General features: G+C 73.5%; 19 protein-coding genes and 3 pseudogenes. 17 read left to right on the forward strand and 5 right to left on the reverse strand.

From position 1 onward, the window contains the following. Window positions 1-232 precede the first annotated feature (232 nt). The 9 genes and pseudogenes from BJF83_RS25615 to BJF83_RS31450 all read left to right on the forward strand — a co-directional run. Window positions 233-2,086: a 2-oxoacid:acceptor oxidoreductase subunit alpha gene (locus tag BJF83_RS25615; protein WP_075928328.1), complete on the forward strand. Its 1,854-nt coding sequence runs from the start codon at window positions 233-235 to the stop codon at window positions 2,084-2,086. Further along, window positions 2,076-3,167 carry a 2-oxoacid:ferredoxin oxidoreductase subunit beta gene (locus BJF83_RS25620; protein WP_075928367.1) on the forward strand — a complete coding sequence of 364 codons (1,092 nt, stop codon included), beginning with the start codon at window positions 2,076-2,078 and terminating at the stop codon, window positions 3,165-3,167. Before BJF83_RS25615 ends, BJF83_RS25620 begins: the two co-directional genes overlap by 11 nt. Window positions 3,168-3,292: 125 nt before the next feature. Then, the gene (locus BJF83_RS25625; protein ID WP_075928329.1) at window positions 3,293-3,952 is read left to right on the forward strand and encodes an NAD(P)H-binding protein; all 660 of its coding nucleotides are present in this window, start codon (window positions 3,293-3,295) and stop codon (window positions 3,950-3,952) included. Window positions 3,953-4,105: 153 nt separating this feature from the next. Then, window positions 4,106-4,645, forward strand: coding sequence for a hypothetical protein (locus BJF83_RS25630; RefSeq protein ID WP_075928368.1), 540 nt, complete (start codon window positions 4,106-4,108; stop codon window positions 4,643-4,645). A 381-nt stretch (window positions 4,646-5,026) separates the two neighbouring features. After that, complete coding sequence (locus BJF83_RS31440; RefSeq protein WP_187347221.1) at window positions 5,027-5,176, forward strand: hypothetical protein; 150 nt, start codon at window positions 5,027-5,029, stop codon at window positions 5,174-5,176. Window positions 5,177-5,254: 78 nt separating this feature from the next. Next, the gene (locus BJF83_RS25635; RefSeq protein WP_075928330.1) at window positions 5,255-5,464 is read left to right on the forward strand and encodes a hypothetical protein; all 210 of its coding nucleotides are present in this window, start codon (window positions 5,255-5,257) and stop codon (window positions 5,462-5,464) included. A gap of 281 nt (window positions 5,465-5,745) precedes the next feature. Then, window positions 5,746-6,659, forward strand: a pseudogene (sigJ, locus tag BJF83_RS25640) (RNA polymerase sigma factor SigJ). Window positions 6,660-6,736: 77 nt separating this feature from the next. After that, on the forward strand, window positions 6,737-7,015 hold the full coding sequence (locus BJF83_RS31445; RefSeq protein ID WP_394329390.1) for a hypothetical protein: 279 nt from the start codon (window positions 6,737-6,739) through the stop codon (window positions 7,013-7,015). Next, window positions 6,978-7,157, forward strand: a pseudogene (locus tag BJF83_RS31450) (IS982 family transposase); the annotation flags it as partial. The gene BJF83_RS31445 and the pseudogene BJF83_RS31450, both read left to right, overlap by 38 nt. A 267-nt stretch (window positions 7,158-7,424) precedes the next feature. Here the strand turns inward: BJF83_RS31450 and BJF83_RS25650 are convergent. Further along, window positions 7,425-7,859, reverse strand: a complete 435-nt coding sequence (locus BJF83_RS25650) for a hypothetical protein (protein WP_075928332.1) — start codon at window positions 7,857-7,859, stop codon at window positions 7,425-7,427. Between the two features lie 279 nt (window positions 7,860-8,138). Here BJF83_RS25650 and BJF83_RS25655 point away from each other — a divergent pair, with 279 nt between their 5' ends. Genes BJF83_RS25655 through BJF83_RS30165 form a run of 3 tightly spaced genes read left to right on the forward strand, consistent with a single transcriptional unit; the run spans window position 8,139 to window position 9,642 of the window. Next, a complete protein-coding gene (locus BJF83_RS25655) occupies window positions 8,139-8,744 on the forward strand; it encodes a redoxin domain-containing protein (protein ID WP_075928369.1) in 606 nt (201 codons plus the stop codon). Beyond that, complete coding sequence (locus BJF83_RS30160; protein WP_262391889.1) at window positions 8,741-9,250, forward strand: cytochrome c biogenesis CcdA family protein; 510 nt, start codon at window positions 8,741-8,743, stop codon at window positions 9,248-9,250. Before BJF83_RS25655 ends, BJF83_RS30160 begins: the two co-directional genes overlap by 4 nt. Further along, window positions 9,169-9,642, forward strand: a complete 474-nt coding sequence (locus tag BJF83_RS30165) for a hypothetical protein (protein ID WP_262391897.1) — start codon at window positions 9,169-9,171, stop codon at window positions 9,640-9,642. Before BJF83_RS30160 ends, BJF83_RS30165 begins: the two co-directional genes overlap by 82 nt. 56 nt (window positions 9,643-9,698) lie before the next feature. Here the strand turns inward: BJF83_RS30165 and BJF83_RS25665 are convergent, their stop codons facing one another. Then, on the reverse strand, window positions 9,699-10,598 hold the full coding sequence (locus BJF83_RS25665) for a hypothetical protein (protein WP_075928333.1): 900 nt from the start codon (window positions 10,596-10,598) through the stop codon (window positions 9,699-9,701). 34 nt (window positions 10,599-10,632) lie between these two features. Beyond that, on the reverse strand, window positions 10,633-11,649 hold the full coding sequence (locus BJF83_RS25670; protein ID WP_075928334.1) for a methyltransferase: 1,017 nt from the start codon (window positions 11,647-11,649) through the stop codon (window positions 10,633-10,635). Window positions 11,650-11,871: 222 nt separating this feature from the next. Between BJF83_RS25670 and BJF83_RS26375 the strand changes: the two genes are divergently transcribed. The 5 genes and pseudogenes from BJF83_RS26375 to BJF83_RS25685 all read left to right on the forward strand — a co-directional run bounded on the left by BJF83_RS26375 (window position 11,872) and on the right by BJF83_RS25685 (window position 15,085). Then, window positions 11,872-12,462, forward strand: coding sequence for an FAD-dependent monooxygenase (locus tag BJF83_RS26375; RefSeq protein WP_158070458.1), 591 nt, complete (start codon window positions 11,872-11,874; stop codon window positions 12,460-12,462). Continuing rightward, window positions 12,459-13,064 carry an FAD-dependent monooxygenase gene (locus BJF83_RS26380; RefSeq protein WP_143832091.1) on the forward strand — a complete coding sequence of 202 codons (606 nt, stop codon included), beginning with the start codon at window positions 12,459-12,461 and terminating at the stop codon, window positions 13,062-13,064. Before BJF83_RS26375 ends, BJF83_RS26380 begins: the two co-directional genes overlap by 4 nt. 128 nt (window positions 13,065-13,192) lie before the next feature. Continuing rightward, window positions 13,193-13,405 (forward strand): annotated as a pseudogene (locus BJF83_RS31455) (hypothetical protein); the annotation flags it as partial. Between the two features lie 166 nt (window positions 13,406-13,571). Further along, window positions 13,572-14,810 carry a cytochrome ubiquinol oxidase subunit I gene (locus tag BJF83_RS25680; RefSeq protein WP_075928335.1) on the forward strand — a complete coding sequence of 413 codons (1,239 nt, stop codon included), beginning with the start codon at window positions 13,572-13,574 and terminating at the stop codon, window positions 14,808-14,810. 119 nt (window positions 14,811-14,929) lie between these two features. Then, a complete protein-coding gene (locus tag BJF83_RS25685; protein ID WP_262391890.1) occupies window positions 14,930-15,085 on the forward strand; it encodes a hypothetical protein in 156 nt (51 codons plus the stop codon). A 145-nt stretch (window positions 15,086-15,230) separates the two neighbouring features. Here BJF83_RS25685 and BJF83_RS25690 read toward each other — a convergent pair whose 3' ends face one another. Next, window positions 15,231-17,129: a type I polyketide synthase gene (locus tag BJF83_RS25690; protein WP_075928336.1), complete on the reverse strand. Its 1,899-nt coding sequence runs from the start codon at window positions 17,127-17,129 to the stop codon at window positions 15,231-15,233. Next, a complete protein-coding gene (locus BJF83_RS30170) occupies window positions 17,062-20,472 on the reverse strand; it encodes a type I polyketide synthase (protein WP_262391898.1) in 3,411 nt (1,136 codons plus the stop codon). The genes BJF83_RS25690 and BJF83_RS30170 overlap by 68 nt, the downstream gene beginning before the upstream one ends. Window positions 20,473-20,511: the final 39 nt, after the last annotated feature.

The raw sequence follows: 20,511 nt of genomic DNA on the forward strand, positions 1-20,511 counted from the left end.
CTGCCCGACGCGCGAACGGCCGTTTCGTCGACGGTCGGCCCCTGCACGACCGGCCACCGCGGCGACGCCGCGTGAGCCGGGTTGGCGCGCCCGGCCACCGCGAGGGCCGCGCCCGCCGTCCCCACGTCCCCAGGCCGGCCGCCCAGCGGCGTGACACGGACCGACCGGGACTGACAACCGAGCGCCGCCGCCCCTCACGACGGGCGGCTCACCAAGGAGGTCCTCGATCTCAGTGGCCAAACAGATCGAACAGCTCGACCGCGTCATCATCCGCTTCGCCGGCGACTCCGGCGACGGGATGCAGTTGACCGGTGACCGATTCACCCAGGAGACCGCGTCTTTCGGCAACGACCTGTCGACTCTGCCGAACTTCCCCGCGGAGATCCGCGCCCCCGCCGGGACCCTGCCCGGCGTGTCCAGCTTCCAACTGCACTTCGCCGACCACGACATCGTGACCCCGGGCGACGCCCCGGACGTCCTGGTCGCCATGAACCCCGCGGCCCTGAAGGCCAACCTCGACGACCTGCCGCGGGGCGCCACGGTGATCGTCAACACCGACGAGTTCACCCGGCGCAGCCTGGCCAAGGTCGGCTACGACGCCGACCCGCTCACCGACGGCACCCTCGACGGATTCAAGGTCAGCGCGGTCCCGCTGACCTCGATGACCGTGGAGGCGCTGGCGGAGGCGGACGTGTCGAAGAAGGACGCGCAGCGCGCGAAGAACATGTTCGCGCTCGGTCTCCTGTCGTGGATGTACAACCGCCCGACCGAGGGCACGCGAGCCTTCCTCAAGACGAAGTTCGCCAAGAAGCCGGCCATCCTGGCCGCCAACCTGGCCGCGTTCCAGGCGGGCTGGAACTTCGGGGAGACCACGGAGGACTTCGCGGTCTCCTACGAGATCAAGCCGGCCCGGCTCCCCGCCGGCACCTACCGGAACATCACCGGCAACCTCGCCACCGCCTACGGGCTGATCGCGGGGTCCCAGCGGTCCGGCCTGCCGCTGTTCCTCGGCTCCTACCCGATCACGCCGGCGTCGGACATCCTGCACGAACTGTCTCGGCACAAACAGTTCGGCGTGCGCACGTTCCAGGCCGAGGACGAGATCGCCGGTGTCGGCGCGGCCCTGGGCGCGGCCTTCGGCGGAGCGCTCGGCGTGACCACCACGTCGGGCCCGGGCATGGTGCTCAAGCAGGAGGCGGTCGGTCTGGCGGTCATGACCGAGCTCCCGCTGGTGGTGATCGACGTCCAGCGCGCGGGCCCCAGCACGGGTATGCCGACCAAGACCGAACAGGCCGACCTGCTCATGGCGCTGTACGGACGCAACGGCGAGTCGCCGCTGCCGGTGGTGGCGCCGTCCTCGCCCGCGGACTGCTTCGACACAGCGTTGGAGGCCGTCCGGCTGGCGATCACGTACCGGACTCCGGTCGTGGTGCTCTCGGACGGGTACCTGGCCAACGGTTCGGAGCCCTGGCGGCTGCCGGAGGTCGACGCGCTGCCCGAGATCGATCCCGGGTTCGCGACCGCGCCCAACGGGCCCGACGGCTCCTTCCTGCCGTACGAGCGCGACAGCGACACCCTGGCGCGCCCGTGGGCGGTGCCCGGGACCGCGGGGCTGGAGCACCGGATCGGCGGCATCGAGAAGCACGCCTCGACGGGCGACATCTCCTACACGCCCGCCAACCACGACCTCATGGTCCGCACCCGGCAGGGCAAGATCGACGCGATCGCGCGCGACGTCCCTCCCGTGGACGTGTCCGACCCCACCGGAGACGCGGACGTCCTGGTCCTGGGGTGGGGCGGCACCTACGGGTCGATCACGGCGGCGGTGCGGCGGGTCAGGCGCTCGGGCGGGCGGATCGCCCAGGCCCACCTACGCCACCTCAACCCCTTCCCGGCCAACCTCGGCGAGGTGTTGCGCGGATACGACCGGGTGGTGGTCCCGGAGATCAACCTCGGCCAGTTGGCCCTGCTGCTGCGCGGCAGGTACCTGGTCGACGTCATCGGTTACAACAAGGTCCGCGGTCTGCCGTTCCGGGCCGAGGAGCTGGCGGGCGTGCTTCAGGAGGTCATCGACCGTGGTGAGTGACAACGGCGCCCGCGCGGCGGTGGGCGGGAACGGCGGCGGATTCGCCGGACTGGACCTGGTTCCCAGGACCGGCGCCGCGTACAAGGCGAAGGACTTCAAGTCCGGCCAGGAGGTGCGGTGGTGCCCCGGCTGCGGCGACTACGCGATCCTGGCGGCCTTCCAGTCCTTCCTGCCCGAGTTGGGCGTCCCGCGCGAGAACATCGTGATCGTGTCCGGGATCGGCTGCTCCTCCCGGTTCCCCTACTACCTGAGCACGTACGGGATGCATTCGATCCACGGGCGCGCTCCGGCCATCGCCACCGGGCTGGCGACCAGTCGGCCGGACCTGTCGGTGTGGGTGGTGACGGGGGACGGGGACGGGCTGTCGATCGGCGGCAACCACCTCATCCACGCGCTGCGGCGCAACGTCAACATCAACGTCCTGCTGTTCAACAACCGGATCTACGGGCTGACCAAGGGGCAGTACTCCCCGACCTCGGAGACGGGCAAGATCACCAAGTCCTCGCCGGTCGGGTCCCTGGACCACCCGTTCAACCCGGTGTCACTGGCGCTGGGGGCCGAGGCGGGGTTCGTGGCGCGCACGGTCGACTCCGACCGCAGGCACCTGACGTCGGTTCTGCGGGCCGCCGCCGACCACCCGGGCGCGTCCTTCGTGGAGATCTACCAGAACTGCCCGATCTTCAACGACGACGCGTTCGAGCCGCTCAAGGACCCGTCCTCGCGGGACGCGCGCCTGCTGCGCATGGAGCACGGCGAACCGCTGCGGCTGGGTGCTGACCGCGGTGTGGTCGCCGGGGAGTTCGGCGGTCTGGAGGTCGTGGACGTCGACGCCGCGGGCGAGGACCGGCTGATCCGGCACGACGCGCACCGGGAGGACCCGGGGTACGCGTTCGCGCTGTCGCGGCTGGACCAGCCCGCCTTCGAGCACGTGCCGATCGGGGTCTTCCGCGACGTGCGGCGGCCCACCTACGACGAGTTGCTGAACGAGCAGATCGCCGACGCGCGGTCGGCGCTTGGCCGCGGCGACCTGGCGTCGCTGCTGGCCAGCGGCGACACCTGGACGGTCGACCGGGACGCGTGAACCCGCCGTCCGCGGGGCCGGGCGACGCGTGCCCGGGTTCTCGGGGTGGTCGCCGCACCCCGGCGCGTGGGGTGCGGCGCCCGGCCCCGCGAACGGCTTCGGCGTGGAGGGAATACGCTTCGGTCATGCGTATCGTCATCGCCGGGGGACACGGGAAGATCGCGCTGCGTCTGGCCAGGCAGTTGGCCGACCGCGGCGACGAACCCGTCGCCCTCATCCGCAACCCCGACCACGCCCGGGACGTCCGCGACGCCGGGGCCGAGCCGGTGGTGGTGGACCTGGAGAAGGCCACCGTCACCGAGTTGGCCGAGAAGGTCATGAACGCCGACGGCGTGGTCTTCGCCGCCGGAGCCGGGCCTGGCAGCAGTGCTCGGCGCAAGGACACGGTGGACCGCGCGGCGGCCGTCCTGACCGCCGACGCCGCCGCGCTGGCGGGTGTGCGCCGCCTGATCCAGATCTCGGCCGTCAACGTGGACGAGCCCGTCCCGGAGCGCCGACGAGGTCTGGGCCGCCTACGTCGAGGCCAAGCGCGCCGCCGACGCGACCTGCGCGAGCGCCACCTGGAGCTGGACTGGACGATCCTGCGGCCCGGGCGGCTGACCGACGAACCGGGCACAGGACTGGTGGCGCTCGGCCCGGACGTCGAGCGCGCCGAGGTGACCCGCGACGACGTGGCGTCGGTCGTCGTCGCGCTCCTGGACGAACCGGGCACGGTCGGCAGGACTCTCAACCTGGTGAACGGCGAGACGCCCGTCGTGGACGCCGTCCGTGCCATGTCGTCCTGAGCGGCCCGTTCTGGCCGATCTGTGGCCAGACACGACCCCAGGGGGCATGATGGATCCGGAGCCCGGCGGAGTACCGCCATGCTGGACGCGGATGACCGGGAGGCCCCCGGCGGGCGAAGCAGCTCCCAACAGAGCAGATGGGTACGGTTATTCATGAGCGTCACACAGGTCGTGAGGGACAGCACGGTCGTCGAGCACGCCAAGGTCGCCGCGCAGCAGAAGCGGCGGATGTTCATCGTCCAGCTCGACGTCAACGCCTACGACGAGAAGGACAGCAAGCTGCGCCCCGGCCTGACCCGGATCCTGGAGGGGATCGAGGAGGCGGGGTGGCGGCTGGAGATGACGTCGCCGAGCGAGGCCGAGAACACGGCGGCGCGGCTGTTCGTCTTCCGACCGGACCCGACCGCCGGCCAGGGCGCCTCCGATCAGGCCGAGGCCCGTCAGGCCCCGCGCCACCATGACCACTCCGGGCAGCAGCACGCCTACCCGGACCCGGCCACGGGCTCGCAGCAGGCGCACGACCCGTACGCGGGCTACGGGCAGCACCAGCAGGGCTACGGGCAGCAGTACCCGGGCTACGACCAGCAGCAGTACCCCGGCTACGGGCAGCAGTACCCGGGGTACGGGCAGCAGCCGGGCTACGGCCAACAGCACGGGTACGGCCAGCAGCAGTACCCGGGTTACGGCCAGTAGGAGGCGGCTGGACACCGTTCACACCGGTAGGGCTCGCGCACCGCGCGGGCCCTTTTCCGTGCGCGCGGCCGGACGCGGGCGTCGATGTGGTCGCCGACGGGGGGACGGCGCGCCCGAGGCCGGGCGTGTCGTGTTCTCGGTTCGGTAACGCCGTGCGCCGTGTTGGCCTGACATGTCAGGCCATGTCGGATCCAAGCCTGGGAAAAGTCGCGGGAACCTCTGGATTCTTCCCGAGAAGCACTCCAAGCATGCGGTTGACTACGCTAAGTTATTTCCGGCGGCTACAGCCACCCTGTTTTGGATCTTCCGAAAGGTGACCTCCATGCCTCGTATCGCCAAGCGTCCGGGCTCATCCTCGCGACGGGCCTCGCCCTCGGTGCCATGACCGGCACCGCCGCCGCGGACAACAACGCCCGGGTTCAGAACATCACGATCCCGATCTGCCTGGACATCATCCAGGCCGCGGGCCTGTCCGCCGACGGCTGCAACGTCGTCGACGTGAACCACAACGGCAACATCAGCGCCCGCTAACCACGGGCACGCAGCGCGGAAGCCGTCCGGCCTCCGCTGTACCAACGATCACATCGCGAACCGACAAGGACCAACACCATGAAGCGCTTCTCCACCGTCTCCGGCCTCGTTCTCGCCACCGGCCTCGCCGTGGGCTCCATGACCGGCACGGCCGCCGCGGACAACAACGCCAACATCCAGAACATCACCGTCCCGATCTGCGCCGACGTCCTCCAGTTCGCCCTGGTCTCCCTGGACGGCTGCAACGTGATCGACTTCGACGCCAACAACAACATCGACAACCGCTGACCCACAGGGCGCGCGAAGGCGGGGCACGGCGACCACCGTGCCCCGCTCGCGTCAGGGGTCGCCGCAGGGCCAGGGAGCCGAGGGGGCGGTCGGCGGCCGGCAGCGCGCCCCGCGAGGCCACACCCCGCCCCCGCTCGGCGGGGTGCGTCCAGTACGACAGCCGACCGGGGCTCGCGCCGCGGGTCGGTGACGGTGAACTCGGCGTGGCCGAGGACCGGCCCGTCGACCCCGCCCCCACCCCGACATGTCACGCCCGGGGCGCCGTGTTACGTCTATGCGACATGACCACCGATGTCTTCGAAGAGCACCGCTCCCTCCTCACCGGCGTCGCTACCGGATCCTGGGCAGCGCGTCCGACGCCGAGGACGTGACCCAGGAGACCTGGCTGCGCTGGAACACGGTCGACCGCGCAGGCGTCGACGACCCCCGCGCCTACCTCGTCACCGTCGCCTCCCGGATCGCCCTCGACCGGCTCCGCTCCGCCCGCTCCCGGCGCGAGTCCTACGTGGGCGAGTGGCTCCCGGAACCGGTCAGCGACGTCCCCGACGGGGCCGACCACGCCGAACTCGCCGACTCGGTGGAGTACGCTCTCCTCGTCGTCCTGGAGACCCTCAGCCCCCTCGAACGCGCCGTCTTCGTCCTCCGCGAGGCCTTCCAGTTCCCCTACGCGCGCATCGCCGAGGTCATCGGCCGCGAGGAGGCCACCACCCGGCAGCTCGCCCGGCGCGCCCGCGACCACGTGCGCGAGCGGCGTCCGCGGTTCGACGCCGACCGGGGCTCGCGCCGCCGGATCACCGAACGCTTCCTCCAGGCCTGCCTGGAGGGCGATCTCGACGGCCTCACCGCCCTGCTGGCCGACGACGTGACCCTCGTCGGCGACGGCGGCGGACGGGTCCGGGCGCCGATGCGGGTCCTGCACGGCATCCGGAAGGTCGCCGGCTTCCTCCACGCCGTCGTCCAGGAGCGCAACGCCCAGCGCTTCCTCGGCTCCGCCGGGGTCGAGGGGCGGGCGGACCTGGCGGACCTGGACATCGGGCTCACGCAGGTCAACGGCACCCCGGCGGCCTACGTCGCGGCGGACGGCCGGATCGTGACGCTGATCGTGCTGGACGTGGCCGACGACCTGGTGCGACACGTCTACCTCGTGGCCAATCCGAAGAAGATGTCACGCCTGCGGGCGCCCGCCTCGTCCTAGACGAGTCTTTCCACAAGCCTGCGCGCACGAAGAGAGGGTGTCCATGATCTGGTGTGAGCCAAGACATGGACACCCTCGTGACAGCACTCCACGTCAAGATCGACGACGACCGCGCTGGTTTGGCCCGGCTCCCCGGACGCCCTCCGAAACCCAGTCACTCGGAGTTGCTGTGCCTGGCCGTCATGCAGGCCCTGCTCGGCCACCACAACGAGGCCCGGTGGCTGCGCCACGCCCGCAAGCACCTGTCCGAGGCCTTTCCCCACATCCCCCTGGACCCGGGATACAACAAACGGCTCCGAGCCGCGCTGCCCCAGATCAGTCGAGTCGGTCAACGACACCTTCAAAGGGCAGCTTGACCTGGAACAACACGGCGCTCGCACGATCGAGGGCGTCAGTGTGCGGGTGGCCCAGCGGGTGCTCGCACTGGCGGCCGCGATCTGGCGCAACTTCCGGACCGGGCAGGCGGTCAGCCGTTCACTGACCGCCTACGACCACTGAACGTGTTCGGAAAGACTCGTCTGGTGGCCGACATCACCGTTGTGGGCGTGGGCCTGCCCGTGGGCCGGATCCGGAACGGGGGACGTGCTGCCCCGCCGCCATCGGCGGGGTCGGCGCTCCCCGGTGGGGCGGGTGCCGCGGGCGCGGGAGACCGGGGTGCGGATCGAGTCGGGCCTCGGTGGCGTAGGGACCGGCTCGGAGCGACACGGAGGCGCCGACGCCCCGGCGGGCGTCGGCGCCGTCGGCACGTGCGACGACGGACGCGGTCTACACGTGCTTCCTGCTCAGGCCGTACATGGAGGCGGCGACCACCAGGCCGTAGATGACGTGCCCCAGGAGACTCATCATCGACATCTCCCCCATCGGGAACATCGCCATGCCGAGCATCGCGGGCATCAGGATGAGCCCGCCGACGACCCACAGCACGATCCCGTAGGCCAGGCCCGCGCCGAGGGTGGTCCACGCGTGGTCGGCGAGGGCGCCCATGAGGAGCCCGAACACCACACCGAACACGACCGAGATCGCCAGGTGCACCACCGCGCCCACGACCGCGTTCTCACTGCCGACCAGCATCGCGACCATCGGCAGCATGCCCGTCATGGCCATCAGGATCCCGAAGACAACACCACCGATCACACCGGCCACCGCACCCCTCCAGGCGTGCGTCATGGCGTGTGAGCGCGCGTGCGCGATCGTGGACATGGTCCCCACCTCCTCGGGGTCACGGGTCCATGGCACGAACCCGAAAATGTGACCCACCTCACTATGTGCATTACCCCGGTGAGGGCCCTCGGTCACCCGCCGGACCCCCCTTCCCCACGCGTTCTCGGCGCGTTCGCGCACGCCGACCCGGTCGCGGTACCTCCCCCCGGTCTGGACGGCCGGGAACCCGCGCCGGAGAATACGGAGTGCGATCCCGCCGGTCTGCGGGCGCCGACCCCGCGGGCCGCCCCATCCCCGAACCGAGACCCCGAGGTGACCATGGCGACGACCGCCTCCAGACGCGGCACCCCCCTGACCCTGACGGCGGCCGTACTGGCGCTGCTCCTGGGCCTGACCGCCTGTGCCTCCGGCGACTCCGGGAACGACGCGGGCGACGGGGCGGCCGAGGCGCCCGCGGCCCGGGAGGACGCGGACAACGGCGGGGACACCGCCGGGGACTCCGGCGGTGCGACCCCCGACGTGTTGGCGTTCGAGACCCAGACCGTGGACGGAGCCGCGTTCTCCGGCGCCGACCTCGCCGGGGAACCGACCGTGCTGTGGTTCTGGGCCCCCTGGTGCACGATCTGCCGGGGCGAGGCGGCGGGCGTCGCCGAGGCCGCCGCGCGGCACTCGGGTGACGTCGCGTTCATCGGGGTCGCCGGGCTCGGGGAGGTCGAGGCCATGCGCGGCTTCGTCTCCGACACCGGGACCGGGGAGCTGACGCACCTGGTGGACGAGGACGGCTCGATCTGGTCGGGCTTCGGTGTGGCGAGCCAGCCCGCGTTCGCGTTCGTCTCCTCCGACGGCGCCTTCGAGACGGTCCAGGGCACGCTCTCCGACGGCGACCTCGACGCCCAGGTCGACCTGATCTCCGACGGGTCATGATCGGACTCCCGCTCGCGATCGCCGTGGTGGCCGGGATGCTGGCCGTGCTCAACCCGTGCGGGTTCGCGCTGCTCCCCGGCTATCTCGCGCTGCTGGTCGCCGCCGACGACGCTGGGGACGCGTCCTCCGGCGGCGCCTGGGCCGGTGCCCGGTGGCGCTCACTGGGGCGCGCCCTGGCCACGACGGCGGCGATGACGAGCGGGTTCGTGCTCGTCTTCGCGGGCTTCGGGCTGGTCGTCACCCCGCTCGCGCTGTCGGTGGAACGCCACCTGCCCTGGGTGACGGTGGTGATCGGCGCGGCCTGGTGGGACTGGGCGCGTGGCTGGCGGCGGGCCGGGAGATCACCCTGCTCCTGCCCAAGCCCTCCCCGGGACGACCGGCGCGTTCCCTGCGCTGGGCGCTGGTCTACGGGGTCACCTACGCGGTGGCGTCCCTGTCCTGCACGATCGGCCCGTTCCTCGCCCTCACCACGACCGCGCTGCGTTCGTCGAGCGCCGTCGGCGTGATCACGACGTTCCTGGCGTACGCGCTGGGGATGGGGCTGGTCGTCGGCGTCGTCACCGTGGCCGTCGCGCTGGCCCGGGACTCGGTGGCGGCACGGCTGCGCCGGGCCATGCCGTACGTGACGCGGGCCGGCGGCGGGCTGCTCGTGCTGGCGGGGCTGTACGTCGCCTACTACGGGTGGTTCGAGCTGCGCGTGTTCGCGGGCGGGTCCGCCGACGACCCCGTCGTGGGCGCGGCGACCCGTGTGCAGGCGGAGCTGGTCCGCTTGGTGGAGTCCGTGGGGCCGGGATGGACCGCGCTCGTGTTGGGCGTGCTCGTCGCCGGTGTCGGCGCGCTCGCGTGGCTGCGGTCACGCCGGGGCGGTCGGCGCGGCTCCGAGGCCCCGCCCCGCTGACGCGCGGGCGGACGCCCGGCGCGGGAGGCGGAGCCGTCCCGCGCCGAACGGCCGGCTCACACCAGCTCGACCAGCCGGGACATCCCCTCCAGCGCGTGGTTGTGGCCGGTCCCGTGGTTGATGGTGAACGAGAACAGCGCGTACGGGCCGGGCGTGAACTCGGCGTGCAGCGTCCCGTACTGCCGCGCGCCGAGCGGCGCCATGCCCACCGGTCGGGTCAGCAGCGGTTGGACCGGCGGCGTCCGGCCCTCGCGCAGGGCGTCGAAGTAGGCCCGGACGTCCTCCTCCGTGGTTCCGTCCTGGACCCGGCAGAACATCGCCTCCTGGGGGGTGCCCGTGGTGTTGAGGAGGGTGTACCGGCCGTTCGCCGGAAGGCGGCGGGAGACGGAGAACTCCACGCCGTCCGACGTCTCGCGGTGCACGACGAAACCGTCCGTGCCCGCGTGTCCGGCCCAGGACTGCCGGGTCGCGCGCACCTCCCGGGCGACCGGACGGCCCCCGCTCGCGTACCCGAAGTTGATCAGCAGGTAGCGGCCGGGGCGCAGCACCTGGGTGAAGCCCGCGTCGGTCCCGGCCGCGACGACCGCGCCGCCGAGGTTGTGCGCGGCCGCGGCGACGGCGCGGGCGGCCTCCGCCTTCTCCGCCGGGTCCCAGGTGGAGGTCGCGGCGAGCAGATCCAGGTACCGGTCGGCGGTCACGCCGTCGGCGAGTCGGACCAGCAGCAGGGACCGGCCGACCGCCTCGGGCGTGCTGACGTGGAAGGAGACCACACCGCAGGGGATCTCCTCGGGGACGTCCAGGGTGTCGGGTTCGAGGACGACCCCGATCGTCCGGCCGCGGTCCGCCGCGCTCTCGGCGGCGGCCGCGGTGCCGGGAAGGGCCGCGGCCGCGGTGCCGACCAGCGCGGCGCCCGCGAGGATCCGGCGACGGGAGAGTCCCGGTGCGCGATGCGTCATGTCCGTTCCCCCTCCGGGTGCGTGGGTGGGCGGGTCATCCGCGCTTGTACGCGGTGACGAGGGAGTCGGTGCCGACCAGCGGCTGGACGCCGATGTCGGTGAAGCCCGCCTCCTCCAGCCAGGCGCGGCACGCGGCGCCGGTGTACTCGGACCCGCCGGGGGTGACCAGGCGCATGCTGAGGCTGCGCAGCAGGTTGGCGGCGTCCGTGCGGTCGTCGTCCACGAGCGCGTCGTAGATGAGGACGCACCCGTTCTCGGGGAGGGCCTCGTGGGCGCGGCGCAGCAGGCGGACGCGGTTCTCGTCGTCCCAGTCGTGCAGCACGTGGCCGAAGACCATGACCTCGGTCTCGGGGAGGGGGTCGGCGAAGAAGTCGGCGGCGTGGAAGGTCACCTTGCCGGTGAGGCCCAGCCGTTCCATGTGTTCGTCGAAGACCGGCTCGACCGGCGGCAGGTCCAGGCAGCCGCCCCGCAGGTGCGGGTGGGCGCGGACGATGTCGGCGGCGAGGTTGCCCCGGGCGCCGCCGATGTCGACGAACGAGGTGTGCTCGGTCCAGTCGAAGGCGCGGGCCAGGACCGGACCGATCTCGGCGTTGGCGCCGTCCATGGCGGCCATGAACCACTTGACCGTTTTGGGGTTGCTGTAGAAGGTGTCGAAGTCGCGGTCCTGGTCGACCTGGCGCTCGCCGGTGCGGAGCAGGTCGGTGAGTCCGCCCCAGATGCGGTAACGCCAGTTGAGCAGGCGCAGCCGCCCGGCCACGCAGGTGGGCTTGGCGGTGTCCAGGTACAGGTCGGCGGCCTCGCCGTTGGCGTAGGCGTCGCCGTCGCGGCGCAGCAGGCCCAGTCCGACCAGCGCGTCGAGGAAGTCGCGCGTGGCGCGCGGGTGCAGCTCCAGCCGTTCGCGGACGGCCTCCTCGGCCAGCGGCCCCCGGCCCAGGAGGGTGAAGAGGTCGAGTTCGACCGCGGTGAGTAGTGTCTTGGCCGCCCAGAAGCCCTGGGCCAGGCCCAGGAGCTCGGAGATGTCGGGTGCGCCGTCCGCTTTCGTGCCGTCCATGTCGGGGCTCCTTCTCGCGCTGCGCCGCGTTGGTGTGCGGCCCGGTCGGGATCGCGTGCACCCTCGCAGGCGCCGATCGTCGATCGGTCGTCGCACGCTCGACCCGGCTTGGCGCCGTGCGGCTCCGAACGGTTCCGAGCGTTCCTCCAGCGGACGTACAGGGGAACTTCAGGGGCGCCTGCGACGCTGGCGGACCGGAACCGTGCCGGCGAAAGGGCCACCGTGCGTACCGAGTCGACCCCTGTTCTGATCATTGGAGGCGGACTGGTCGGGTTGTCCGCCTCCCTGTTCCTGTCGTGGCGGGGGGTGCGGTCCGTGCTCGTGGAGCGGCATCCCGGGACGTCGATCCACCCGAGGGCGTGGGGGCTGTACCCGCGCACGCTCGAACTGCTGCGCGGGGTCGGCGTGGAGAAGGCGGTGCTGGCGGAGAGCGCCGGTTTCGCGGGGCACGTGCTCAACGGCCGGGTGGAGTCGCTGGCGGGCGCGGAGATCGCGGTGTCGCGGATCCCGGAGCCGGAGGACGTCAGCGGGGTCAGCCCGGTGGAGCGGATCGTGTCGCTGAGCCAGGACCGGGTGGAGCCGATCCTCATGGAGCGCGCCCGCGAGTTGGGGTCGGACGTGCGGTTCGGCGCCGAGGCCGTGGAGCTGGCCCAGGACGCGGACGGGGTCACGGTCGTGCTGCGCGACCGTGCCGGCGGAGGCGAGTACGCGATCCGCGCGGAGTACGTCGTCGCGGCGGACGGGGCGCACAGTCCGGTGCGGGAGCGGTTGGGGATCGGGCGCGGGGGCGGGGGGTGCTGCGGCACCAGATGAGCATCCTGTTCGACACCGACCTGCGGGGGCCGCTGCGGGGGCGGCGGTTCGCCATCTGCCAGGTCCGCAACGCCGAGGTGGAGGGGGTGCTGGGGCACGACGACTCGCTGGGGCGGGGCACGCTCATCGTCACCTACCGGCCCGAGCGGGGGGAGGGCCCCGACGACTTCACCGGAGAGCGCTGCGCCCGGCTGGTGCGCGCCGCGATCGGTGTCCCCGACGCCTCGGTGGGGCTGCGCGGGGTCATGCCGTGGGAGATGGCGGCCCTGACGGCCGAGCGGTTCGCCGCGGGGCGGGTGTTCCTGGCGGGCGACTCCGCCCACGTGATCCCGCCGGTGGGCGGGTACGGGGCCAACACGGGTGTGCAGGACGCCTACGACCTGACCTGGAAGCTGTGGGCGGTGCTGGGCGGGATGGCGCCCCGGGAGCTGTTGGACAGCTACGAGGAGGAGCGCCGCCCGGTGGCGGAGGCGACCGTGCGCCAGGCGGCCATGCGGCTGGTGGCGCGGTCGGGAGCGGGCGGCGGTCCGGGGTCGGGCGCGGAGGCCCCGGGCGGTCGGCGTTCGGGGGGTCGGCGGCGCTGGCGGAGCCGCTGGCCGTGACGTTCGGGTACCGGTACCGGTCGTCCACGGTGACCGATGACGTGGCGGACCCGGACCGGCGGGAGACGGAGTTCACGCCGCCGGAACTGCTGTCCGGGCGGCCCGGCACCCGGGCTCCGCACCTGTGGGTGCGTCGGGGCGGCGCGTCGGTCTCCCTGATCGACCTGTTCGGTCCGCGCCCGGTGCTCCTGGCCGGAGCGGACGGGCTGTGCGGCGAGGCGTGGGCCGAGAGCGCCCGGGGCGCCGCCGACGCGCTGGGCCTGCCGTTGGACGTGTACGCGGTGGGCCGGGACCTGGTCGACGAGGACGGCGACTGGGCGCGGCGGTACGGCGTCGCCCCCGGCGGGGCCGTGCTGGTCCGGCCGGACGGGTTCGTCGCCCACCGTTGGCGCGAGCGCGCCCCGGAGGCCGACGCGTCGGGCCGCCCTGGCACGGATGCTCGCCCGACCCGCCGCCTGACCCCCGCCCCCGCTCCCCCGTCCCCGCGTCACACGAGGTGCGCCCGCGATGTTCGACGATCCCGTCGCCCTGGCCAGACTCCAGTTCGCGCTCACCGCCGGAACCCACTACGTCTTCGTCGCCCTGACCCTGGGGCTCGCCCCGTTCCTGTTGTTCAGCCAGTGGCGGGCGGTCCGGCTCCGCGATCCGGCGCGGATGACGGCGGTGCGGTTCTGGGGCGGCCTGTACGTCGTCAACTACGCCATGGGGGTGCTGTCGGGCATCGTCATGGAGCTCCAGCTGGCCGTGAACTGGTCGGGGCTGACCGAGGTCTTCGGGTACGCGTTCGCCGCGCCGCTGGCGGCGGAGACGATGGCGGCGTTCTTCGTCGAGTCCACGTTCCTGGGCCTGTGGATCGTCGGGTGGGACCGGATGGGCCGCTGGACGCATCTGGGCTGTTTCGCCGTGGTCACGCTGACCGCCTACGCCTCCGCCTACTGGGTGATGGCCGCCAACGGGTTCCTGCGCAACCCGGTCGGGTTCCGGATGGACGACGGCCGGGCGCTGCTCACCGACCCCCTCGCGGTGGCGTTCAACCCGTCGGGCCTGCTCGGGTTCGCGCACGTGTCGGTCACCGCGCTGTTCGTCGGGGGGCTGTTCGTGTGCGCGGTGAGCGCCTACCACCTGATGCGCGGACGGGACCCGGAGGGGATGTTCCGGCGGGGCCTGCGCTGTGGACTGGTGCTGGTGATGGCGGCGATCGCGCCGGTCGCGGTCACCGGCGGCACCCAGTTCCGCTTCACCGAGGGGCCGACGCCGACCACGGGGCTGACCTACGGCGAGGCGGAGATCGCGGAGATCGAGGGGGCCTACGACTCCGCGTACTCGTGGATCTGGGACGTGGCGGGCGGCGCGATGACCGTCGTCTGGGAGCTGGTCATCCTGTTGATGCTGGTGGCGACGGTGGCGTGGGTGGCGCGCCGGCTCGACCGGTGGCGCTGGTTCCACCGGGTGCTGATCGCCGCGCCGGTGCTGCCGTACACGTCGAGTGTGGGCGGGTGGGTGTACCGGGAGTTCGGGCGCCAGCCCTGGACGGTGACGCACCACCTGACCACGGCGGAGGCGGTGACCCCGATGTCCCCGGCGATGGCCGCGGTGTCCTTCACCCTGTTCACGACGGCCTTCGCGCTGCTCGGGTGCACGACGTTGTGGCTGCTCGTGCGGTACGCGCGTTACGGGCCCGAGGGCGGCCCGCTCGCCCGGCCGACGGCGGAGGAGCGGGACGAGGAGCCCGTCTCGGTGTACTGACTTCGGCGTCCACGCGACCTTGTCCCCTTACCTCACGGGATCGCTGAGGCCCCGCGGCTCGGTGAGGGCGACGACGTCGCGTTCGGCGTCTCCGAGAGCGGCCAGGTCATACTTCGGACATGGCATCAGTGCCTGGCGACCAGTCACGGTTCTGGGACCCCGTATGGCTGCGCGGTGAGCGTGAGGCCAGCGAGCAGATCGCCGCTGCGCGGACCGAGGAGTTCGAGGACGCGGAGTCGGTGTTCGACGCTCTGGACCGGGAAGAGGGGAGTTGAGGGCACACACGCCGTCTTCAGCCCGGGTTCGCCCTGAACCGAAAGAACCGTGCGGGGGTCACGCCGTTCCACAGGGAAGGGCCGACCCGGGGACGACGGCCGCTCGGGCGTCCTGTTCGGTTCGAGGCCCCCGACGCGGTCGCGCTCAGGAACGGTTTCCGGCGTCCGCCAGATCGCTGAGCAGGCGGTCGGCGAGGACCGGGATGGTCGGGTAGTCGAAGGCGATCGTGGCGGGCAGGCGCACGCCGGTCGCCGTCCGCACCCGGTTGCGCAGCTCCACCGACGTGAGCGAGTCGAAGCCCAGCTCCTCGAAGGTCCGGCCGGCGTCGACCCGGTCAGGGGAGTCGTGCCCGAGCACGGTCGCCACCTGGCTGTGCAGCAGCGCCCGCAGGCTCTCCCTGCGTTCCTCCTCGCCGGAGCCGTTCGCCGCTCCGTCCCATCCGGGGGCCGGGGCCGGGGCCGGTTCGGCCGTGCGACGGCGGGCGCTCGTCCGGGTCGGCGCGGCCGGTCGGGCCAGGCCGCGCAGGACGGCCGGTAACCCGGCGGCGTCACCGGCGAGGCCGTCGCGGTCCAACCGGACGGGCACCAGATGCGGCACGTCCAGGCGCAGCGCCGTGTCCAGCAGGGCCAGGCCCTCGCCGGTCGGCACCGGGGCGACCCCGCCGCGCGCCATCCGGGCCACGTCCGCCCGGTCGAGGTGACCGGTCATGCCGCTGGCCTGCTCCCACAGCCCCCAGGACAGCGAGGTCGCGGGCAGTCCCTCGGCGCGGCGCCGTCGGGCCAGACCGTCGAGGAAGGCGTTGGCGGCGGCGTAGTTGGCCTGGCCGGCCGTCCCGACCACCCCGGCGACCGAGGAGAACAGGACGAAGGCCGACAGCGGCAGGTCGCGGGTGAGTTCGTGCAGGTTCCAGGCGGCGTCGACCTTGGGTCGGAACACCGCGCGCACCCGGTCGGGGGTGAGCGCGCCCACGGTCGCGTCGTCCAGGACGCCCGCCGCGTGGACCACCGCGGTCAACGGGTGGTCGTCGGGCACGTCGGCCAGGACGGCGGCGAGCGCGTCGCGGTCCGCGGCGTCGCATGCGGCGAACGTGGCGCGAGCGCCCAGCTCGGCCAGCTCCGCGCGCAGTGCGTCAGCGCCCTCGGCGTCGGCCCCGCGCCGCCCGAGCAGGAGGAGACGGCGTACGCCGTGGCGCTCGGCCAGGTGGCGGGCGACGAGCCGACCGAGGGTTCCGGTCCCGCCGGTGACCAGCACGGTGCCGTCGGGGTCGGGGGCCGCGGGCAGGGTGAGGACCGCCTTGCCGACGTGTGCGGCGCGTTGGAGCAGGCGGAAGGCGTCGGGAGCGCGGTGCGCCGGGCGTTCGGTGACGGGGGGAGGCGCCAACGCGCCGCGCTCGAACAGGTCGACCAGGTCGGCGAGCAGGAGGGCGATGTGGTCGGGGTCGACGTCCAGGAGGTCGAAGGCCCGGTAGTCGACACCGGTGGACTCCGCGTCCCGCAGGTCGGTCTTGCCCATCTCGACGAACCGGCCGTCGGCGGCGAGCAGACGCAGCGAGGCGTCGGTGAAGTCCCCCGCGAGCGCGTTGACCACGACGTCGACCCCCGCACCGCCGGTCGCGTCGTTGAAGGCGTCCTCGAAGTCGAGCGTCCGCGAACTGGCCACGTGGGTGTCGTCGAGGCCGAGTCGGTGCAGCTCGGGCCACTTGGCGGGGCTCGCGGTACCGAACACCTCGGCGCCCAGGTGGCGGGCGAGCTGCACCGCCGCCTGACCGACGCCCCCGGCGGCGGCGTGCACGAGGACACGCTCGCCCGGCTGGACGTCGGCCAGGTCGACGAGGGCGTGGTAGGCGGTGAGGAAGGCGACGGGGACGGCCGCGGCGCGGGCGAAGGACCAGTCGAGCGGGATGCGGGTGAGCATCCTGTGGTCGGTGGTGGCGGTGGTGCCGATCGCGTGGCCGGGGAAGACCCCCATGACCCGGTCACCGGGGCTCAGGCCGTCCACACCGGGGCCGGCCGCGACGACGGTGCCGGCCGCCTCGGTGCCCATCAGGCGCGGCCGGGGTACATGTCGAGGGCGATGAGGACGTCGCGGAAGTTGAGCCCGGCGGCGCGGACGGCGACGCGCACCTCGCCGTGGCCGAGTGCGCGGGGTCCGTGCTCGGCGACGGACAGGCCGTCGATCTCCCCGCTGCGTCGTCGGTCAGGTGCCAGTCGCCCTCGGCGGGCGGACGGAGCGCGCCGCGGCCCGGGTAGGCGGCCAGCCGCGGGACGCGGAGCCGTCCGTCGCGCAGGGCCGCCTCGGGTTCGTCGGTGGCGAGCGCGGCGGTGGGCGGGGCCTCGGTGCCGGCGTCGAGGTCGACGACGCGGACCCGTCCGGGGTGCTCGGTGCGCGCTGTGCGCAGCAGGCCCCACAGGGGCGTACCGGCCAGGTCGCGAACCGGCTCGTCGGGACCGGTGGCGACGGCGCCGCTGGTCAGCGCGGTGAGAACGGTGTCGGCCAGGCGGTCGTCGGTGGACCAGGTCGCGAGGAGGGCGGCGGCGTCGGCGGTCCGCCGGTGCGCCTCGGCGACCACACCGGTTCCACCAGCCCCATCGGTCCCACCCGGGTCGGCCGTGCCCCGGTGCACCGACCCCGACACCTGTCCGAGGTCCGCCACACCGACCCCACCCGCATCGGAAGTCGCACCAGCGCTCCCCGGCCTCGTCGCTTCGGTGACCGGTCGGTGCTCCCGGGGAGCCGCGTCGACCGTGCTCGGGGCAGACGTGCCGTTCGTCGACGCAGGTCGTGACGTACTCGCCGCCAGCGTGACGACAGTCCCACCGGCATCTGTCGTCTCCAGGCTCACCGGGTCGGAACCGGCCGCCCGCAGGTCGACGACGATGGTGTCCGGAGCGGGGGCGCCCTCGGCGAGGGCGGCCAGCAGTGAGTCGAGGTCCAGGTGGTGGTCCGCCCCCGGCACCCACGGGTCGACCGGCCCCACGACCGCGTACCGGAGATCAGGGGCGGAATCCGGCTCCGGGACGGTCTCCCAGGCGACGTGGAGGAGGGAACCCTCGGCGTCCGGAACGGCGAGCTCCCGACGCCCGGCGGTCATCGGGCGCAGCGCGACGGCGGCGGCCTCGGCGACGGGCGCGCCGGTCGGGTCGGTCAGCGTGATCTCGGAGCCGCCCTCGACGGACCGGATCCGGACCCGCAGCCCATCCGCGTCGACCGCGTGCAGCCGCACCCCGCTCCACGAGAACGGCAGCTCCACCGGGTCGGCGCCGTCCGGGGTCAGGAGGGGGTGCAGCGCGGCGTCGAGGAGCGCCGGGTGCAGCCCGTACCCGGACACGTCGATCCCCTCGGGCGCACGGACCTCCGCGTACCACTCCTCTCCGTCCCGCCACACGGCCCGGAGCCCCCGGAACCGGGGCCCGTAGCCGTAGCCGCGCTCGGCCAGCGCCGGATAGTCCGGTTCGACCGGTTCCGCTCCGGGCGGTGGCCACTCGGCGGGCATCGCGTCGCCCACCGGCGCGGTCCAGGGCGCCAGCAGACCGCTCGCGCAGCGGGTCCACGGGCCGCCGTCGGCCGCGCGGACGTGCAGTCCGAGCGCACGCCGCCCGCTCGCGTCGCCGGGGGCGACGGTCAGCTGGACCTCGACCGCGCGGTCGCCGTCGAGCGGGACCGGCCGTTCCAGGGTCAGGTCCTCCAGGACGGGCAGGCCGACCCGGTCACCGGCGTGCAGGGCGAGCTCGACCACCGCCGCGCCCGGCAGCAGCGTGTCGCCGCGCACGACGTGGTCGGCCAGCCAGGGATCGCGGTCGGGGGAGAGACGGCCGGTGTAGACGGTCTGTCCGCTCTCCGCCAGGTCCAGGGAGGCAGTGAGCAGCGGGTGCTCGGCGGGCGCGGTCTCGGGTGCGCTCCGTGGCGCGGGCGCCGCCAGCCAGTGGCGCTCGCGCTGGAAGGCGTAGGTGGGCAGGTCGACCGGGGGCAGGCCGGACCCGCCCAGGAGCCGGGGCCAGTCGACGCGGGCCCCGCTCACGTGCGCGGCGGCGAGGGCGGCCATCAGGCGCTGGGTGCCGCCCTCGTCCCTGCGCAGGGTGCCCACGGCGTGCCCCGGGGCACCGGCGTCGGCGATGATGTCGAGCAGCGCGCCGGTGAGCACCGGGTGCGGGCTGACCTCGACGAACACCTGGTGCCCGTCCTTGAGCAGGCGGCGCACGGCCGGGTCGAAGCGCACGGTGTTGCGCAGGTTGCAGTACCAGTAGTCGGTGTCCAGGCCGGAGGTGTCGATCGGGCACTCGGTCACGGTGGAGTACATCGGGACGCCCGACGAGCGCGGGGACAGCTCGCCGAGGCGCTCCATCAGCCGGTCGTGCAGTTCCTCCATGTAGGGGGTGTGGGAGGCGTAGTCGACGTCGACCAGTCGCGCCCGCACCCCGTCGGCGCGGCACCCGTCGACGAGTGCGGCCAGCGCGGCGGCGTCACCGGCGACGATCGTCGATTCGGGGCCGTTGAGCGCGGCCACGTGGACGCGGTCGCCGAACCGGGACATCCGTTCGCGCGCGCGGGCGGCGGGCAGCGGGACCGACGCCATGCCTCCGACGCCCTTGATCTCGGCGATCGCCTGGCTGCGCAACGCGACCACGCGCGCCCCGTCGTCCAGGCTCAGCGCGCCCGCGACGCACGCCGCGGCGATCTCCCCCTGGGAGTGGCCGACCACGGCGGCGGGCTCCACCCCGGCCGAGCGCCACACGCGGGCGAGGGAGACCATGACCGCCCACAGCACGGGTTGGACGACGTCGACCCGGTCCAGGCCCGGCGCTCCGGGCGTCTGGCGGACGACGTCGGTCAGGGACCAGTCGGTGTACCGGGCCAGGGCGCGGGAGCACTCGTCCATGGCGGCCCGGAAGACCGGGGAGCCGTCGAGGAGGTCGGCGGCCATCCCCGGCCACTGGGAGCCCTGGCCGGGGAAGACGAACACGACGGGGCCGTCGGGGAGAGCGCGCCCCTCCACGGTGTCGGTGGAGGGACGGCCCTCGGCGAGGGCGGCCAGCCCCTCCAGGAGGGTGGCCCGGTCGGAGCCGACCACGGCGGCGCGGTGCTCGAACGCGGTGCGTGTGGTGGCCAGGGCGTGCCCCACCGCCTCGGGCGTCAGGCCCGCGTCGGCGGCGACGTGGTCGCGCAGCCGGGCGGCCTGGGCGCGCAGGGCCGGTTCGCCGCGCGCCGACAGGGTCCAGGCGACCGTGCGGCCGTCACCGGTCGGGCGGCCCGGCCCCGGAGGTTGTTCGAGGACGACGTGGGCGTTGGTGCCGCTGATGCCGAACGAGGAGACGCCCGCCCGCCGCACCCCGCCGCGAGGGGTCCACGGGACGCGCCGGTGAGCAGGCGCAGCGGGCCCGACTCCCAGTCGACGTGCGGGGTGGGCTCGGACACGTGCAGGGTGCGG

Source organism: Nocardiopsis sp. CNR-923, from assembly GCF_001942255.1.
Lineage (GTDB): Bacteria > Actinomycetota > Actinomycetes > Streptosporangiales > Streptosporangiaceae > Nocardiopsis.

Excerpts from the sequence above, each read along its gene's own strand:
- BJF83_RS25635 (WP_075928330.1), top strand. The coding sequence starts at position 5,255 with ATGAAGCGCTTCTCCACCGTCTCCGGCCTCGTTCTCGCCACCGGCCTC.
- BJF83_RS25650 (WP_075928332.1), bottom strand. The coding sequence starts at position 7,859 with ATGTCCACGATCGCGCACGCGCGCTCACACGCCATGACGCACGCCTGG.
- BJF83_RS25655 (WP_075928369.1), top strand. The coding sequence starts at position 8,139 with ATGGCGACGACCGCCTCCAGACGCGGCACCCCCCTGACCCTGACGGCG.
- BJF83_RS25665 (WP_075928333.1), bottom strand. The coding sequence starts at position 10,598 with ATGACGCATCGCGCACCGGGACTCTCCCGTCGCCGGATCCTCGCGGGC.
- BJF83_RS25685 (WP_262391890.1), top strand. The coding sequence starts at position 14,930 with ATGGCATCAGTGCCTGGCGACCAGTCACGGTTCTGGGACCCCGTATGG.
- BJF83_RS25630 (WP_075928368.1), top strand. The coding sequence starts at position 4,106 with ATGAGCGTCACACAGGTCGTGAGGGACAGCACGGTCGTCGAGCACGCC.
- BJF83_RS30160 (WP_262391889.1), top strand. The coding sequence starts at position 8,741 with ATGATCGGACTCCCGCTCGCGATCGCCGTGGTGGCCGGGATGCTGGCC.
- BJF83_RS25690 (WP_075928336.1), bottom strand. The coding sequence starts at position 17,129 with ATGGGCACCGAGGCGGCCGGCACCGTCGTCGCGGCCGGCCCCGGTGTG.
- BJF83_RS26380 (WP_143832091.1), top strand. The coding sequence starts at position 12,459 with ATGAGCATCCTGTTCGACACCGACCTGCGGGGGCCGCTGCGGGGGCGG.
- BJF83_RS31440 (WP_187347221.1), top strand. The coding sequence starts at position 5,027 with ATGACCGGCACCGCCGCCGCGGACAACAACGCCCGGGTTCAGAACATC.
- BJF83_RS25680 (WP_075928335.1), top strand. The coding sequence starts at position 13,572 with ATGTTCGACGATCCCGTCGCCCTGGCCAGACTCCAGTTCGCGCTCACC.
- BJF83_RS25625 (WP_075928329.1), top strand. The coding sequence starts at position 3,293 with ATGCGTATCGTCATCGCCGGGGGACACGGGAAGATCGCGCTGCGTCTG.
- BJF83_RS25670 (WP_075928334.1), bottom strand. The coding sequence starts at position 11,649 with ATGGACGGCACGAAAGCGGACGGCGCACCCGACATCTCCGAGCTCCTG.